Source organism: Pseudomonas sp. LAMO17WK12:I1, assembly GCF_900177315.1.
GTDB classification, from domain to species: domain Bacteria; phylum Pseudomonadota; class Gammaproteobacteria; order Pseudomonadales; family Pseudomonadaceae; genus Aquipseudomonas; species Aquipseudomonas marginalis.
Genome location: NZ_FWZV01000007.1, coordinates 245,036 through 262,019, shown reverse-complemented (window position 1 = coordinate 262,019; position 16,984 = coordinate 245,036). Strand labels below are relative to the sequence as shown.

The following is a 16,984-nucleotide window of genomic DNA, read 5'->3' as shown; positions in this document are numbered from 1 at the left end:
TTCGTTGTAAGAGCCATCTTCGGCCAATTTCATAGGTCCAATATGATGTCGCCCATTTCGCCGCCGCTGTCCTTCAACCCTGCCGGTATCGAGCTGGATCGACGCCAAGGCCTGACGCGCCAGCTTTATGAAGCCCTGCGTCAGCGCGTGTTGGATGGGCGCCTGGCCAGCGGTACGCGCCTGCCCGCCAGCCGTGACCTGGCCGCTGCGCTGTTGATTTCCCGCAACAGCGTGGTGCGCGCCTACGATCAGTTGTACGCGGAGGGGTTTATCGAAGGCCGTGTGGGTGACGGCACCTATGTCGCCCAATTGCCCACGGCAAAAAAACTATCCACAAAAGTATCCACAGGCTTATCAACAAGCTTATCCCCAGACTTATCCACAAAATGGACGGAATTGCCGCAAAACCTCGATGGCGAAGTTATCCACAGGCCGGCCTTGGGGCGGGTGCAAAATAACCATTTGCCACAGCCGCCGGCGGGTCCGCCCAAGGCATTTCGCGTGGGCGTGCCAGCCTTCGATCTATTCCCTTTCGAGGTCTGGGCCAAGCTCAACGGGGCGTTCTGGCGCAAGCCGGACCTGGCGCAGCTGTGCTATGGCGACCCGGCGGGTGACAGCCGCCTGCGCGGCTTGATCGCCGCTTACCTGCGCAGCTCACGGGGCATGCAATGTACGGCTGAGCAAATAGTGATCACCAGCGGTGCACAACAGGCAATCAGCCTTTGTGCACAGTTGCTGGTAGAGCCTGGTGACGGGGTGGCGGTTGAAAACCCGGGCTATCGGGCCGCCGGTCACGCGTTCGCCCTGGCCGGTGCCAACCTGCAGGGCGTGCCGGTGGACAGCGACGGCATCGATTGCCAGGTCCTGAATACCTTGGGTGATTGCCGCCTGGCCTATGTCACGCCCTCCCACCAATATCCGCTGGGCGTGGTGATGAGCCTGGCGCGGCGCCTGGAGTTGCTGGTTTGGGCCGAGCGCACCGGCGGCTGGATCGTGGAGGACGACTATGACGGCGAATACCGCTACAGCGGCGCCCCCCTGGCGCCGCTGGCGGCTTTGGACCGCAGCGGCCGCGTGCTGTACGTCGGTACCTTCGGCAAAGTCGCATTCCCGGCCTTGCGCCTGGGCTATCTGGTGTTGCCGCCAGGCCTGGTTGATGCTTTCTCACGGCGCCGTGCGGTGGATATGCGCCACTCGGAAGTCAGTACCCAGGCGGTGATGGCCGAGTTTATGGCGGCCGGGCACTTCCAGCGGCATATCCGCCGGATGCGGCGCGCGGCATTGAGCCGGCGCAATGCCTTGCTCGCCGGGTGGCCGCGCGGTCTGCCGGGGGTGGGCGAGTTGCCCGTTATCGCCGCAGGGCTGCACATGACCGTGCGCGTGGACAGCCTGGCCCGCGAACAACAGCTGCTTGAGCAGGCCCGTGCCGTGGGCGTCGAAGTCAATGGTTTAAGCAGTTACTGGCTGGCGCACTCCACCATTCCGGCAGACCAGCGCGCCGGCCTGGTGCTGGGGTTTGCCGCCGTACCCGAGGCGGCCGTTGCCGAGGCCCTGACCGCTTTGCGCAGAGCCTGGCAGCACGATTGACGGTCAGGTCTGGAAAAACAACGAGCGGGCCAGGATCGGGCTGATTTCACTGCGATAAATCGCGATCTGGTCACGGTCGCTCAAGCCCGTGCGGTGCACAGCGCCCCCCAGTTTCTGCTGGTCGCGGGTCTTGAGGTGGCCGGCGGTGTAGTGCTCCAGCGCCGCCTGGGGAGACTCATAGTGAAAGTGCGCATACCAGAGCACCGCATGGGTCTGGTGATCACGCACCTCGTATTCGTCCAGGTAGTTTTTGCCGGGGCCCTTGAGCCGCCGCCGCGTGACCACTTTGGCGATTTTCACCAGGCCTTGGCTGTGCAGCCACTCCACCCGTGCCGCCGTGGGTGGTTGTTGTTTGGTCATGCTGATGCGAGTGTTTGTGCCCATTTCGTATAGCCGTTGTGCGGCGTCATTGAGGCGACGGTTGAGGGCGGCGGCGGGCGGGCGGTCGCTTTCCGTGAGGTTGAGCCGGGTGAGCGCCTCTTCGATCGTGGCCATTGCGTGTTCCAGGCGTGCGGCGTACTGGTGGAACATCTCTTCGATTTCCACCGGAATACGCCCGGCTTTCTTCGCGTGGTCCAGGGTGCGCAGGGTGGCGGCGGGCTCTTCATTCAGCAGGCTCTGGGCGGTGTCGATGCTGGTGCCCAGGTCGATCACCTGGGGCTCTCGGGGGCTTGAGGGCGTGTTCTGGCGTTCGACCCAGACCCCAGGGGTTTTTTCGTGAAAGGTCGCGATGAGCTTGCCCGTCACCGGGGCCTTGACGTCCACCAGGCCGCTTTCGGCTTCACGGGGCTCGCCCACCACCACCCCGTTGAAGCGTGTCTTGATGACTTTGCGCTTGGGTGTCGGGGGGGCTTTTGATGGGCCAGGCTTGGGCTCCAGGGCTTTTCGTTGCCTGATCAACAGCGCCAGCTCATGCACCGCCTGTTGGTTGAATTCATCGATGCGTTGGCGCAGGTTTTCCAGGGGTTCTCGCTGCACCTGTTCCGGGTGTTCGGCGTGCAGGTCCAGCAGGCGTTGGTCGACAATCGCGAACTGGTCGACCAGGCTGTTGAGCACTTCAATACGCTCGTGCAGGTCGCTGATGCTGGTTTCCACCAGGGTCTCGATCCACGTTTGCACCGTGAGATCGGCGTTATCCACGATGTCATTGAGTTGCGCACGGGCGTCGGTGAAGGCCTCCCCGCTGCCTTCGCCAATACACAGGTAGCGGCTGAGGGTGAGTTGCATGGCCTTGAGGTCGTGCAGCTTGAAGTCGGGCAGGGCCTGCACGCTGGTCTGGATGACCTTGGCACCCTCTATGCCCAGGCTTTCCAACTGGCGATAGCGCGACTGCGCATACTCCATGCGGTTGATCATATCCAGGTTCAGCTTCGCCATCGTCTGTGCGATCTCGTTACGCTGTTTGATGTCCAGGGAGGTGAGGGCTTCCATGTCTTCCACCGACACCAGCAACTTGTCGCGAAAGACCGGCAAGCGTTCCGCGATGGCCGAGCGGGTCAGCAGCAGTTGTTTGTTCAGGTAGTCGATCATCGAACTCTGGTAGTTGGGTACCGAATCGATGACATTCAGCGAACGTAACTGGCGAATGGGCACGTCATAGTCGGCCAGGCGGCTGTCGACCTTGTCGAGGAACGCCTGGCGCTGGCGATCGGAGGAGGGCCCGGGCACCGGGTCTATCGCGGCGTGGGCCTGGGCGACTTCAGCTTGCCCGCGCCGTTCGTCAGCATCGAATTGGTTGAGTTTCTGCCGGAGGTCGGTGATCCGCGAAGGTACTTTGCCGCGAGCCGATTGCCGGCGATTCCTGAAACCGGCACCGCGCAGGCGCAGGCGAGTGTCGACAAACCATTGCCCGGCCAGGTTGCTCACCAGCAGCGGGCCGATGTGAGTGGGGCGGCCCGGATCGACGATCATGACATTGTCGTGCTCATCCACCGCCACCTCGAACCAGCGTGCGCCCACCGGCGCGTACCATTTATCGGCAAGCGCATAGAGATGCAGGTGCGGCCCTGTTTCCTTGACGGCTTCCCCCAGCCCGTCGGGCCTGGCCACTTTGAGGCGGTCCAGTGTGGCCCCCAGGCTTGTCGGAGAACGTTGGAGTGCGCCGCTGTTGTACAGCGGGCCTTGATGGCGAGCGGGCGGTTCGGCGTCGGGCAAGTCGGGGCGGCGCATCACGGGGATCCGGTGCTCCGGCGGCAGTCTGGTTTCAGGCGCCTGGGTCGGGGTGGCTTCCTGTTTCGGCAACGTGGCCTTGGGCGTCTTTCGTACCGGCGGATGGCGCAGGGCGACGTGCAGCACCAGGGCCATGCCCAGGTTGAGCAGCAGATCCACCTGGGCTGTCCAGGACACCTGCCCGTCAGGCTCCGGCTCCGCCTGGGCGGTCGCCTGCAGGTCGTCCATGATTTGCCAGATCCAGGCCGCGATGCCCACGGTGCGGCCCATGAATGGCAACGCCGCGCTGAAAATCAGCCAGCCGGCTTCTCGATAGCTTGCCCAACGTTTCTGAGCGTTGGACACCGATTGCCGCGTCGCCAATTCAACCATCGCGTTGGCGTTGTCCCTGAACAGCGTCGCCAGGCTGTCGTTGCCCACCACTTCGTCGCTCAAGGCCAGGGGGCCGCTCATTTGCACCACCACTTGCGGCTCCACCAACCCGCGCACCACGGTCCACGGCGAAGGTAATGCGGCAGGGAAGACATACTGCTCGTAGTTGAAGCGTACATCTTCGGCCAGCCAGGCCAGCACCGAGTCGCGCAGGGTGCGGTGATGCTTGATGGCATACAACAGGTTTTGCCGTGACGGGTACTGGATCAGCACCGGCTCCAGCAGTGGGCGGTACAACAGGCAAGGGCCTTGGGTGTGGTCGCGGGGGCCGATCACAAACATATTCGCCACCCCGTCCTGCGCCTGGCTGGTGCGCAGGGTGGGAATGAACGCCAGGCGCCGGATGACGATCTCTTGCCCCTCGACCTGCCGTTCATGGGCGTGTGCCTGCACCGCGGCAGCGATATAGCGATAACCGCGATCATCGATGCCGTGCAGGCCCTGGATTTTCCACTGCAAGGCCAGCAGTGGCAGTTGCACCCGCAAGTGCGAAGTGTAGAGGGTTTGCCGAAGCCTCGATTGAACGGGGTCGTCGAGCAGGGTGTGTTTGATCAGCGTCGGGTAACGCTCACCGATGTCGAGGGTTTCGATCACGTCCTTGAGGTAGTTGTACGTCAGCCATTGCGGCCCCTCGCCGCCGTTGTAGTGCACGCTGGGCGTACCGGTGGGCAGCCCGGTGAGGTTTTCCAGGGCCAGGTCGATCAGGTTGCGCCGGGTGATGTCACTGGTTCCGGGCAGCACGAAGGTGCCCCAGACCACCGGGCTTTCGATGCTGATCTCTATCTTGTCCAGGTTCAGGCTCGCGCCATTTGCATGGGCCTTGATCCGGTTTTGCAGTTGCTGCCGGGCGTAGTCGCGGATCGGCGGGATACCGTCCTGGAAAGACTGGCCGTGGTTGTGGGTATGCAGTTCGGCCAGCTCGATCACGTAACGGCTGTAGGTCGATACGTCCAGGTCCGAGGCATTGGCAAGCCAGTCGGGAAGTTGCTCGTGGATCTGGTGGATGCTCGACAATGAGTGATCGCTCAAGTCTTCAATCACCGGCAGGATGCGCGCGACGGCCTGGCCAGTGACGGCAGCCGTGGCGGGGGCTTCAAGGTCGGCGGAGCCAATTGACCCGATGGCCTGCAATTGCAGGGCGATCAGGTTGCACGCCAGGCTGTCGAAAAAATCCCCGGCGGGTTCGTACAATCGCCATTGCACGGTTACCTCCCCATCAGCTTGAGTCAGTGCCGCGGGCAAGGCTTCGCCGAGCTTTTGCAGTGACTCGAATTTCTCGTAGCCGTTGATCAGCGAATACGTCAGGACCCGCTGGCGTTGCTCATGTACCCCGATCAGCACCGCGATATCCGACAGGCCGACGTGAGTGGAGCGGTTGTTTTTAAGGCCATCTATATCGATCAGGTAAGCGTGTGTCTGGAATGTGTCGAAGTTCCGACGCTTGGCCCGGTCCGGAAAGTGGAACAACGTCCTGGCCATGGCGCAATCGTGTTCATCCCAGCCGTCCTGCGCCGTGACGTTCCAGACTTTGCGCAGGGAATGGGAGAGCGTTTGCCAGCGTGGGCCCGCCAGGCCGTTGGAAGCGTTCCAGTAATCAAGTTGCTGCTCCTGGAAGGCGGTAAAGATCAGCGCCGCCAGCTCATTGATCAGCCGCGCAATGGCATCGATCTGCACCGGCAGGTGCACGGCGGGCTTGGTCTCGGGTTCCAGGGTGAGGAAGTGTTCGCCGTCGATATAGATCACCGGCTCGGGCGCCAGGGCCTGGTTGGCCAGCACCGAGGTCAGCGATTGCGCGGTGGCGGGTGCGGATTGGATGACATCGCCAACGATGCGCCAGCGCGGCGTGATGACCATGGCCAGGTCAGGGTCGATAGCGAGTGTCGGGTATTGCTCCATGAGGGACGAACGCAACAGGTTGGCGGCAACGTCGCGGATCGACGGGCCGACGCTCAGTTGCGTCAGCAGCTCATAGCTGCTGGGCGGGCGATTGTTGCTAGGGGGTGAATCGTTGGGCATCTGCAGCTCCTTGGCCTGGGTCGGCATGAAGAGCTGCAAGGTAATTGGCGCTGCGGCCGGGCGGTCGGTAGATAAGTCATCGTGGCCGGGAAGCACTTCCCGGTCACGTTTGCTCAGGTCCCGGACTTGATCCTGGACCAGGCGCGGGTCCTGGCGCGTTCGGCGTCGCGTCCCAGGGGTTTCAAGGTATAGAGCGTGGCCATCGCGGCTTCGGTGGGGTACAGGTTGGGGTTGTTGCGGATCGCCGGGTCCACCTGCCCGGTAGCGTCTTTGTTCGGGTTGGGGTAGCCGACAAAATCACTGATCGGCGCAATGACGTGCGGTTGCAGCAGGTAGTTGATGAAGGTATAGGCGTCCTGGGGGTTCTTCGCGCCCTTGGGAATGGCGAGCATGTCGAACCAGATCGGCGCGCCTTCCTTGGGCAGGCGCATGTCGACGATCACGCCGTTCCTGGCCTCCTTGGCGCGGTTGGCGGCCTGGGAGAAGCTGCCGGAGTAGCCGACGGCGACGCAGATGTCGCCGTTGGCGATATCGGCCATGTACTTGGAGGAGTGGAAGTAGGTGATGTACGGGCGGATCTTCAGCAGCAAGGCTTCGGCTTTTTCATAGTCCTTGGGGTTGTTGCTGTTGGGGTCCAGGCCCAGGTGCTGCAAGGCCAGGGGCAGGATCTCCGAGGGTGAATCCAGCAGCGCCACGCCGCACTGCTTGAGCTTGCTGATGTTCTCCTCCTTGAAGATCAGGTCCCAGCTGTCCACCGGTGCATTGGCGCCCAGTGCGGCCTTGACCTTGTCGGGGTTGAAGCCGATCAGGATGGTGCCGTACATGTAGGGCACGGCGAATTTGTTGCCCGGGTCGTTGGCCTCGATCAGCTTCATCAACTTGGGATCGAGGTGGTTCCAGTTCGGCAACTGGCTGCGGTCCAGGGCCTGGAACACACCGGCCTCGATCTGTTTGGCCAGGAACACATTGGATGGCACCACCACGTCATAGCCGGAATTGCCGGTGAGCAGCTTGGCTTCCAGGGCTTCGTTGGTGTCGAAGATGTCGTAGACCAGTTTGATCGACGGGTTTTGGGCCTTGAAGTCTTCCAGGGCCTTGGGGGTGATGTAGTCGAACCAGTTGTAGACCCGCAGGGTTTTCTCTTCAGCGTGGGCGGCGGTGCTTAATACGGCGGCGCAGAGCACAAGCGACTTGAGCATATTCATCAGGCAGTCCCCTCAAAACCTTCGAGCACGTTGACGGCATTGATGCCGATTTCTTCTACCGCGTAGCCGCCTTCCATCACGAACAGCGTCGGCTTGCCCAGGCGGGCGATACGCCTGCCCATGGCCAGGTAGTCGGGGCTGTCGAGCTTGAACTGCGAGATGGGGTCGTCCTTGAACGTATCGACGCCCAGGGACACCACAATGACGTCGGCGCCGTAGCCCTCAATCGCCTGGCAAGCCTGTTCCAGTGCGGCGCACCAGGTGTCCCAGCCCGAACCGGCCGGCAACGGATAGTTGAAGTTGAAACCCTCTCCGGCCCCGTCGCCCAGCTCATCGGCATAGCCGAGGAAAAACGGAAACTCGGCTTCCGGATGCCCGTGGATCGAGGTGAACAGCACATCGCTACGCCCATAGAAAATCGATTGGGTGCCGTTACCGTGGTGGTAATCCACGTCGAGGATCGCAACCTTCCTGTGGCCCTGGTCGAGAAATGCCTGGGCGGCGATGGCGGCGTTATTGAGGTAGCAATAACCGCCCATCAAGTCGCCGGCGGCGTGGTGTCCCGGTGGCCGGCACAGCGCGAAGGCACTGTGGGCGCCTTGCTGGATCGCCTGTTGCGCGGTCAGCGCCACCTGCGCCGCACTGTAGGCCGCCTGCCAGGTGCCGGCGGTAATCGGCGCGCCGCCGTCGAAGCTGTAGTAACCCAACTGGCCGTGCAGGCTGGTGGGCAAGACGGCTCGCAGGGTGCGGGCGGGCCAGGTATAGGGCAGCAGGTCGCCGTCCTGGCCGAACTCGACCCAACGGGCCCAGGCACCTTTGAAAAAATCCAGGTACTCGCGGCTGTGGATGCGTTGCAAGGGGGCCAGGCCAAAGTCCTGCGGCGCTTGCACCGGGCCGAGCTGGCGGTCCTTGACCCGCTGCAGCACATGGTCGGCGCGGGCGGGCATTTCGAAGCAGGGCATCAATTGCCCGTCCATCAATTCACAACGGCCGTGGTGCAGATGATGATCGTCCGAGTAGATCGTCAGCATTGTTGTTGTTCTCCGCAGGCTGCTTGGGATGCCTTGCAGTGTTGCGGCGTGGGCAGGTTTGGAGAACGGCAGGAGCGGCCAAAAGGGGATAAATATGGCCAAAGCCTGTGTCCGTTATTCGCCCCATGTCGGTGCGCGCGACTCAAGCGCGGAACTGACTCGGTGCCACGCCGCTCCAGCGTACGAAGGCGTGCCTGAAACTTGCGGTTTCACTGAAGCCCAACTGCTCGGCGATGCGATAGATCGGCAGTTGGTCCTCGCCCAGCAACTGCTTGGCCCGCTCGAAGCGTAACTCGTCCAGCAGTTCCTGATAGCTGCAACCCAGGTCATGCAGATGCCGGCGCAAGGTGCGCGGCGAACAGTTCATCTGCCCGGCCAGGCCATCGATGCCGGGGGCGGCGTTCAATTGGGCGGCCAGCAATTGACGTACCCGGCCGAGCCAGGCCTGGCGCCCGGTGAATTCGGTGTTCTGTTTGCGGCAGCGCTCGCCCATGGCGCGGTGGGTGATGGGGTCGGCCAGCGGCAACGGCTGGTCGAGCCAGTGCCGGTCGAAAGCGAAGGCATTGGCACTGGCGGCAAAGGCAAGAGGGCAATCGAAGTGCTCGGCATAACGTGCGCAATAGTCGGGGGCGCGGTGTTCGAAACGCGCACCGAGCAACGGCAGGGCATGGCCCAGCAGATCGTCACAGATGACCTTCAACGACACCAGGCAGAACTCGACATTGAAGGTGGCCAGCGCCGGGTTTTCCCGATACCCGTCGGCGGTGAACCAGATGCGCTGGCCGTCGTCTTCCAGGCTCAGCTCGAAAAGTGTTCCCAACAGCGCCGGATAGCGCAGGGCCAGGCGCAAAGCGTCACCGAAGGTGGCACTGGTCAGCAGCGCGTAGCCGAGCATGCCGTAGGATGACACGTGCATGCGCCGGCCCAACTCCAGGCCGATATCGCGGCGCAGGGCCACGGCATTGGCACATACGCGCATCTCCTGGTTGGTGGTGATGCGCGTGTCGGCGCGGTTCAGGTCGACGCCGCAGATACCGCTGCCGGCCAGCAGCACGTCGCGGCTCACGCCTTCGTCCCTGAAGGTGTCGAGTACCAGGGAGACGGCGTTGAGCGTAGTCAGGTGCGAGTGCAGCATGGGGGAGTCCTGCCAGGGTTTGCCCAGAGGCAGCAAGGAGTGTGCCGCTTACTTGTGGTCAAAAAATAGCCGTTTGGCCGCCTCCAGGCTGATCTCGCTGCGGTAATAGTCGATTTGCTGCTGCTCGTTCAGGCCTTTGACCGAGTCGGCCGCCGAGCCTTGTCGATATTCATGGGTGGTCTTCAATCGTGCGCTCAGGTAGGCCCTGGCAGGCGTCCAGTCGGTCGAATAATGAAAGTGCGCGTACCAGAGCACTTGATGGGTCGCGCGCTCGGTGATGATGTATTCGTCCAGGTAGTCCGGTGTGCTGCTTTTGAGCCGGCGACGCCTCACGGATTTCTTGATGACGATCTCGTCGCGCTCACTCAGCCATTCGACGCCTTTGGTGGTTGGGGGGTGCTGTTTGATCATGCGCGTCATGCTCTCGGACGCGCGCAGGTACAGGTCCTGTGCCGCGTCGTTGAGCTGCTTGCCAAGGGCGGTTGCCGATTGGGTTTGATCCGCTGTGATGGTGCTGTCGGCCAGGGCCTGCTCGATGTGCCGGCTGGTTTCTTCCAGCAGCAACGCGTGACGGTGGTACAGGTATTCGATGCCGACGGCGGTGCGCCCGGCTTGGCGTGTTTGCTCGATGGCCCGTTGCTTGAACGCGGGCAAACCGTCCAGCAGCGTGCGGCCCTGTCCGAGGCTGGACTGAAGCTCGGGCACCGCCTGCTCGGTGTGTGCAGGGCTCAGCCGTTGCACCCAGACGTTGGGGCTTTTCTCATGGAAGGTGGCAATGACCTGTTGGGTCAGCGGTGACTTGATATCCACCAGGTCGGTTTCAAGGCCGACCGCCGTCAGGCGGGGCTCGCCGATCATCACGCCGTTGTAACGGGTATGGATGAATTTCTTCAAGGGCTTGGGGGGCGTCGGTGGAGGGGTGGGTCGGTTGCGCAGTATGTCCCGCTCGGCGTGCAGCTGGGACAGATGGGTCAAGGCCTGCCTGGAGAAATCCTTGACCTGTTTGCGCAGGCGTTCCAGCGGGGAGAGGTGGGTCAGGCTGGAAAACTCCTGGGAGAAGTCCTCCAGGCGCTCGTCAAGGACCTTGAATTGTTCGATCAGGCTGCTCAGGGATTCGATGCGTTCGTCCAGCCGCGCCTCGCTGCGTTCGTTGAGGGTGTCGCGCAGGGCCTGGACCGACAGATCGGCGTTGTCGACAATCTCATTGAGGTTGGCCCAGGCCTGGGGTGCACGGGTCGCGCTGTCCTCCGGCAGGCACAACCTGCGCGCCAGGGTTATCTGCAGGGCCTTGAGGTCGATGCTGGTGTAGGCCGGCAGTTTTTTCCTGGCGCTCTGGATCAACTGCACGCCCTCCTTGGCCAGGGCCTTGAGTTGAGTGAAGCGCGCATGGGTGTAGTCCAGGCGCGTGATCATGTCTTCACTCATCTCGGTCATTTGTCGCGCGTCTTCGACGTACCGCGTCGGGTGCCGGGTGTCGGGGTGTTCGAGCTGGTCAAGCACGACCCTGAGCTGGGGGGTGAAGGTGGTCTGGGCCTCCCTGATCGCGGCTTCGGTAAGCTCCAGTTGCGCTCTTATATAACCCAGGGCTTTTTGCTGGTAGTCGGGGACCGGGGTGAACACACTCAGGGTCTTGAGGTGTTGCAGTGCCGCTTCGTAATCCGCGCTTTGCTGGTCGAGGGTGTCCATGTAGTGCTGGCGTTTGACTTCGGCAGCGTTACCGGAGACGTCGGTCATGGCCTGGCGGGCCTGTTGCAGCGCTCTTTGTGCGGTCTTCTTGGCGTTTTCGAAGGCCTCGAGCTTGGCCCGTACTTCGGCGGCCTTGAGGGTCGCTTCCGCTTCGGCTTTGTTGAGCATGCGCTTGGGGCCGCCGCCGCGCAGGCGCAGGCGGGTGTCGACGAACCATTGGCCGGCGGCGTTGTGAATCAGCGGCGGTCCGGTTCGATCCGGCTGCCGAGGGTCGATGATGACCACGTTGCCCTCGTCGTCCGCGCTCACTTCAAACCAGCGCTCGCCGACCTGTGCGTAGAAACGCTCGGCGACGCGGGTCAGGTGGCGGGTCGGCCCCGGGCGGGTGTCGACGCTGCTCGCTGCGCCAGGCTGGCTGACTTTGAAACGGTCCAGCACCCGCCCCAGGGTGGCGGGCGACCGATTGAGCGCGCCGCTGGTATGCAGCAGTGGAGTGTGACCCGGTGGGCTTTCATTACCGTCGATGGCGTCCAGCTGTTTGATCTCGACCCGCTGCCCTGCCGAGGGCTCGGTCGGCCTGGATTCCCGCTCGGGCCGAGCGCCGCGGGGACGCAGGCGCGTGCTGATATGCAGGGTAATCGCCATCGACAGGTTCAGCAGCACGTCGGTGAAAGTGGTCCATTGGACCGCGGTGTCATCCTGCTCCGTGGCCCCGACAAACTGTTGCAACTGATCGACGATCTGCCAGATCCACAGGCCTGTCGCCACGCTGGGGCTGGTAAAGGGCAGCGCGGCATTGAGGAGCGTCCAGCCTGTTTGCTTGAGGGTCGCCCAGCGGTTCTCGGTATTGGAGGTCGACTGGCGGTCGGCCAGCTTGACCAGGGCCTGGGCGTTGGCTTCAAACAGGCCGGCGAGCAGGTCACCCTTGAGTGGGTCTTTGCCCAGGCCGATGGGGCCGCTCATGGTTTCCAGTGTCGAGGCGTCCACCAGAAAATCGGCGACGGCCCAGGGGGAAGGCAATTCTCCCGGGAACACATAGTTGGCGTAAGCATCGCGCGCGCTGTCCGGCAACCAGGCCAGCACCGAACGGCGCAGGTCGGGGGACTGTGCAATGGCGTACATCAGGTTGGCCGGGGACGGGTATTGCACCAGGGCCGGCGTGAACAGCGGTCGATAGAGCAGGCAGGGACCGGCGGCGGGATCTTGCGGGCCGATGACGTACATGTTTTCGACCTCATCGGCAGTGGCGTCGTCCCGCCGTTGCGGGATGAACGCCAGAGGCCGCATGACGATGGTCTGCCCGTCTATCGTGTGATCCGAGGCCTCGGCTTGCATCAGGGCGGCGACGTATCGATAGCCGCGGTCATCGATGCCATCCTGTTGCTGAATCTTGCCCTGCAGGGCCAGCAACGGCAGCTGGATGCGCAGGTGCTGGATGTAGAGGTTCTTTCGCGATGAGGCCTCGCGAGGGATTTCCAGCAGCTTGCTTTTGATCAGCGCCGGGTAGTTCCGGCCGATGTCCACCCGGGAAATGAGGCTCTCGAAGTACTCGACGGTCAGCCAGTCCGGCAGATTTTGGCCGTTATGCAGCTGCAAGGTCTTGTTGCCGACCGGGATGGCGATCAGGTTGTGCAGCGCCAGTTCGGCGAGGTTGAAGGTGGTGGTCTCGGTCATGCCGGGCACCGTGAAAGTCCCCCACACCACCGGCTGCTGGACTTTCAGGGTGAGCGTATCCAAGGCCAGGGCACCGGCTTGCGGATGGTCCTTGAGGATTTCCGCCTTGAGGTGATTGAGCGCGTACTGCTCGATGGGCGGGATATCGTCCTGATACAACTTGCCGCCGGTGCTGCTGTTCAGGGACGCGAGGTCCTTGAGATGCCGCGCATAGAAGTTCAGGTCGGACGTCGACGCCTCCTGCAGCCAGCCCGGCAGCGCCTGCTGGTACCACTCGCGGCCGGGGCCGGGACCGGTGGTCAACTCGGTGGCACCGGGTGGCGGAGCCGTGTCCGGGTGGCGCACGTCGGAGAAGTCCAGGCTGCCGATAGCCTCGACCTGCAAGGCAATCAGGCTGCAGGCCTGGTGATCGAAAAAATTGCCGTCAGGTTCGAACAGGCGCCATTGCAACTGTGTGCGGGTCGCCGAGGTGTCCAGGCGAGCGGGCAGGCTTCGGCCCAGCTGTGCCAGGGACGTGAACTTCTCATAGCCCTTGAGCAGCGAGTGGGTGAGGATAACGTCTCGCCCGGCCTGCTTGCCGATCAGGACCGACAGCGCGAGCCGGTTGAGGTGGGTCACCTGCGCGCCGTCGACCTGATCGATGTCGAGCAGGTAGGCGTGGCTGGTGTATGGGTCGTCGAGCCGTCGCACATCGTAGGTGGGCGCGTGAAACAACTGGCGCGCCATGGCGCAGTCGCTTTCGTTCCAGCCCGGTGCCCGCTGGACATTCCACACCGCGCGCAATGAGTTGGACAGCTGATGCCAATGGGGGCCGCTGCCGTTGCTTTTGTTCCAGAACGCCAGCTGTTGCTCCTGCCAGGCCGCCAGCATGACGGGGGCCAGGGTATTGAGCAGATGGGCGATGTCACCGATGCGCACCGGCAAATGGGTTGGCGGCTCGGTGAGCGGTTGTTGGGTCAGGAAGTGTTCGCCTTCGATGTACAGGGTCGGTTCGCCGAGCACGGCCTGATCGGTCAGGCTGTCGCTCAGTGTGCGGTAAGCGGTGGTAGTGGCGCAGGCCTGTTCGTCGATGATCTCCCAACCAGGGGTGCCGATCAGGCAGATATCGGGGTCGATTGCCAGTGTGGGGTAGCGGGCCTGCAGTGCCTGGCGCAACAACACCGCCGCCACTTCCCTGAACGACGGGCCTGTTAACAGTTGGGTGAGCAATTCCAGTGGCTGTTGTGAAGCGATTGAGATGGGCGTGGTCATGGGGCATCCCTGTCTTGCCGGTTGATGGGAACGGCCCGAGGTGTTCGCTCGGGTGTTCCATGCTAGGGGCCGGCCAGCCAGGGAAGGGGGTGACTATCTACAGTGCGGCGGTGGGGTCAGCTCAGTTCGCCGCACAGGTCCAGCTCTACCAGTCGCCGGACTTCGGCGATGGACAGCCCGGCCCCGAGCAACGCGTTGAGCTTGCCGAATACCGCTTCACGGGTCATGCCGCCACCTGACAACACGCCCACGCCACGCAGGCGGCTGCCGGCTTCATACACATCCAGTTCCACGCCGCCTTCATGGCATTGGGTGATTGCCACGACCACGATGCCGTTTTCTTCGGCGCGCTGGAGGCTGGCAAGAAACTCAGGGTTGTCGCTGGGCCCGGTGCCGCTGCCGAAGCATTCCAACACCAGTGCCTGGATGCCGCTGCCGAGCAATGCGTCCAATGGTGCTGCGGCGATGCCCGGTACCAGCGGCAATACACCGACATTGGCCAGGGCCTTCGGTTGGCGGTAATCCAGCGCGGCGGGCAGCGCTTCGGCCTTGGCCACACCGCCGTTGCGCTGCAGCGCGGCGAACGGATGGCGACCAAAGCTGCGGATCTTCGCGCAGCGGGTCGGGGCCATCAGCGCGCCGTGGAAGTACAGGTGCACGCCGGGTGCCAGGCCCTTGCCCAACGCCAGCAGGGCTCCGCTGACGTTTTCCCAGGCATCGCTGTCGGGGACGCCGGCAGGCAACATCGAACCGGTGAACACCACCGGCGCCGGCAAGCCCAACAGCTGGAAGCTCATCGCTGCTGCGCTGTAGGCGAGGGTGTCGGTGCCGTGCAGGATCAGCACGGCATCGCAACCGTCATCCACGGCCTCGACCACGGCGGTGCGCAGGCGCTGCCAGTAGGCGGGGGTCATGTTGGCGCTGTCGATCAGCGGGGACATTTCCCGGAAGCGCCAGGCGGGTACTGACACGTTGGCGAGCTGTTCGCGCATGCGCGCTTCAAAACCGGACGCGGGGGCCAGGCCATTGGCGCTGGCCTGCATGCCGATGGTGCCACCGGTGTAGAGCACCATGAGATTATTGGCTGGGGACATCGAAGATTCTCCTGAACGAAAAACGCCGCCGGGCCCAGAGCATGCCCAAGGCCGGGCGGCGTGTCATCTGTCTACGCTCAGCGTTGCACTTGAGCGTTCAGTTCCGCCGCTGGGGTCGCTTGCGGTTTTACCGGATTAGCCGGCCAGGCCTTGCGATCCAGGTCCAGGTCTGGGAACTGGCTGGAGTCGAACACCGGGGTCTTGATGCCTGCCGCGCGCTGGTTGTCGTAGTCGTTCAGGATGCGCATGGCAATCTTGAACAGGAATGCCAGGGCGAACAGGTTGACGAACGCCAGCATGGTCATGGTGATGTCGGCGAAGGCGAACACGGTGCTCAGGTTCTCGATCGAACCCCAGAAAATCAGCACCAGCACCAGCGCGCGATAGCCCATCAGCACCTTGCGGTTGTTGCCCACCAGGAAGCGCAGGTTGCTCTCGCCCAGGTAGTAGTTGTACATGATCGAGGTAAACACGAACAACGCCAGGGCCACCGAGATAAACATGCGGCCCCAGTCACCCACCACAGCGGCCAGGGAGTTCTGGGTCAGGGCAATGCCGTCGCCTTCGAAGCCTGGGGTGTAGAAACCGGAGAGCAGGATCAGCAGCGCGGTGCAGGTGCAGATCACGAAGGTGTCGAGGAACACGCTGAACGCCTGGACCACGCCTTGGGCGATCGGGTGTTCTACCGAAGCGACGGCCGCTACGTTGGGCGCACTGCCCAGGCCGGCTTCGTTGGCGAACACGCCGCGTTTCACACCCATGATGATTGCGCTGCCCACCAGGCCGCCGAAGGCTTGGTCGAGGCCGAAGGCGCTTTTGACGATGGTCGCGAGCATGGCCGGTACGTGGTCGAATTGCAGCACGATCACATACAGGGTCACGGCGATGTAGACCAGGGTCTTGACCGGTACCAGCAGGTCGGCGATCGAGGCGATGCGCTTGATCCCGCCGATGAACACCAGGCCCAGCAATACCGCCAGGGCCAGGCCGGTGTAGGTGGTGTCCAGGCCAAACGCGTTGTTCAGCGAGTGGGTCACGGCGTGGGCTTGCAGGCCGTTGAAGGCAAAGCCGAAGGTCACCAGCAGCAGGAACGCCATGACCATCCCCAGCCAGCGCTTGTGCAGGCCGTGCTGGATGTAATAGGCCGGGCCGCCACGGTAGGTGCCTTCCGCGTCAGTGCGCTTGTACAACTGGCCGAGGGAGCACTCGATAAAGCTCGAAGACATGCCCACCAGCGCGGTGACCCACATCCAGAACACGGCACCCGGGCCGCCCAGGGTCACGGCAATGCCGACACCCGCGATGTTGCCGGCACCGACACGCCCGGCCAGGCTGAGCATCAGCGCCTGGAACGAGCTGAGTTGGTCGGAGCTGTTTTTCAGGCTGTCGCGAAACACCGAAAACATGTGGAAAAAGTGACGCAATTGAACGAAACGCGAGCGGATCGTGAAATAACCGCCGAGCCCGACAATGAGCACGATCAGTACTTTCCCTGAGAGGAAGTCGTTGATGACTTCGAGCATGGAGTGTTCCTCGCTGATTTTTCTAATGGCAAACGCAGGACGGTCCTACCCCTCGCATAGCACCAGGCAGTGCGCGACGGTTCGACCCCAATCCTTTTGCGGGTGTTGTTATTCATGCGCTATCGCGTGTATCCGGGCTCGTTACCGACGGCCGCAGACGCGAAGAGGGGCGGCACTATAC

Annotated in this window: 8 protein-coding genes; 1 reads left to right on the top strand and 7 read right to left on the bottom strand. The window is 63.0% G+C overall.

The window, feature by feature from the left end:
* The first annotated feature begins 45 nt into the window (after nucleotides 1–45).
* A complete protein-coding gene (locus B9N88_RS15610) occupies nucleotides 46–1,587 on the top strand; it encodes a MocR-like pyridoxine biosynthesis transcription factor PdxR (RefSeq protein ID WP_027608231.1) in 1,542 nt (513 codons plus the stop codon).
* A gap of 3 nt (nucleotides 1,588–1,590) precedes the next feature.
* Here B9N88_RS15610 and B9N88_RS15605 read toward each other — a convergent pair whose 3' ends face one another.
* The 7 genes from B9N88_RS15605 to B9N88_RS15575 form a co-directional block, all read right to left on the bottom strand.
* Nucleotides 1,591–6,300: a dermonecrotic toxin domain-containing protein gene (locus B9N88_RS15605; RefSeq protein ID WP_256221400.1), complete on the bottom strand. Its 4,710-nt coding sequence runs from the start codon at nucleotides 6,298–6,300 to the stop codon at nucleotides 1,591–1,593.
* Nucleotides 6,301–6,317: 17 nt separating this feature from the next.
* Entirely contained in the window at nucleotides 6,318–7,409 is a 1,092-nt protein-coding gene (locus B9N88_RS15600; RefSeq protein ID WP_027608233.1) for a polyamine ABC transporter substrate-binding protein, read from the bottom strand.
* Complete coding sequence (locus B9N88_RS15595) at nucleotides 7,409–8,440, bottom strand: histone deacetylase family protein (protein WP_027608234.1); 1,032 nt, start codon at nucleotides 8,438–8,440, stop codon at nucleotides 7,409–7,411. Before B9N88_RS15595 ends, B9N88_RS15600 begins: the two co-directional genes overlap by 1 nt.
* Before the next feature lie 142 nt (nucleotides 8,441–8,582).
* A complete protein-coding gene (locus B9N88_RS15590) occupies nucleotides 8,583–9,575 on the bottom strand; it encodes an AraC family transcriptional regulator (RefSeq protein WP_027608235.1) in 993 nt (330 codons plus the stop codon).
* 48 nt (nucleotides 9,576–9,623) lie between these two features.
* Nucleotides 9,624–14,186 (bottom strand): coiled-coil domain-containing protein, encoded by a 4,563-nt coding sequence (locus tag B9N88_RS15585; RefSeq protein WP_027608236.1) that lies wholly within the window; start codon nucleotides 14,184–14,186, stop codon nucleotides 9,624–9,626.
* Between the two features lie 116 nt (nucleotides 14,187–14,302).
* Nucleotides 14,303–15,280, bottom strand: coding sequence for an asparaginase (locus tag B9N88_RS15580; RefSeq protein ID WP_027608237.1), 978 nt, complete (start codon nucleotides 15,278–15,280; stop codon nucleotides 14,303–14,305).
* A 77-nt stretch (nucleotides 15,281–15,357) separates the two neighbouring features.
* Nucleotides 15,358–16,803 carry an alanine/glycine:cation symporter family protein gene (locus B9N88_RS15575; RefSeq protein ID WP_027608238.1) on the bottom strand — a complete coding sequence of 482 codons (1,446 nt, stop codon included), beginning with the start codon at nucleotides 16,801–16,803 and terminating at the stop codon, nucleotides 15,358–15,360.
* Between the last annotated feature and the right edge of the window lie 181 nt (nucleotides 16,804–16,984).